Source organism: Oleiphilus sp. HI0061 (assembly GCF_001635675.1).
Window position 1 is genome coordinate 1 of record NZ_LWFE01000563.1, and the last position, 768, is coordinate 768.

At 43.6% G+C, this 768-nt stretch carries 1 protein-coding gene; it reads left to right on the forward strand.

Features of this window, described 5'->3' with window-relative positions; genetic code table 11:
* Positions 1–661, forward strand: a 661-nt coding sequence (locus A3735_RS07380; protein WP_068637847.1) for a winged helix-turn-helix domain-containing protein, incomplete at its 5' end; no start/stop codon positions are given.
* Positions 662–768 lie beyond the last annotated feature (107 nt).

Here is a 768-nt window from a genome sequence, read left to right on the forward strand (position 1 = left end):
GGAGAGTAATGGGCTTGTCGTTTCGGTTGAAGGTAATGGCTCTCATGCAGTTGATCGTATCGTCAATGAAAAGCCTGATCTGGTAGTGTTGGATCTGATGCTTCCAGGTGAGGATGGCTTGTCAATATGTCGTAAGGTGCGTCCTAATTATAATGGACCGATTCTTATGTTGACTGCGCGAACTGACGATCTAGATCAGGTACTAGGTTTGGAAATGGGGGCCGATGATTATATGTCTAAGCCTGTTCGTCCTAGGGTTCTGCTAGCAAGAATTCGCGCCTTACTTCGTCGGATTAATGAGCATGTTGACCAATCATCAGATGCTGGTGCAGAGTCAGGTCAGGCAGCTGATGCGACCCGCTTGGTATTTAACAACCTGGTTGTTGATAGCTCAATGCGAGAGGCATGGTTGGACGATGAAAGTATCGATTTAACCAGTGCAGAGTTTGACTTACTTTGGTTATTATCCAGTAATGCAGGTAACGTGCTGAGCCGTGAAGAAATCTTTACTAACTTGCGCGGTATCGAATATGATGGTCAAGATCGTTCGATTGATGTTCGAGTCTCTAGAATTCGTCCGAAAATAGGTGATGATCCGGTTCACCCACGAAGGATCAAGACAGTTCGAAGCAAGGGCTATTTGTTTGTAAAAGAGGCTTAGTTTATAAGTCTCTCAAGCTCGGCTTGCCAAATTATTTAAAGAGTTTTGGTTTTGAAGAAAATTCTAATTCGTATTTTTATTGGCCTAGTTTCAGTGATCACTGTGCT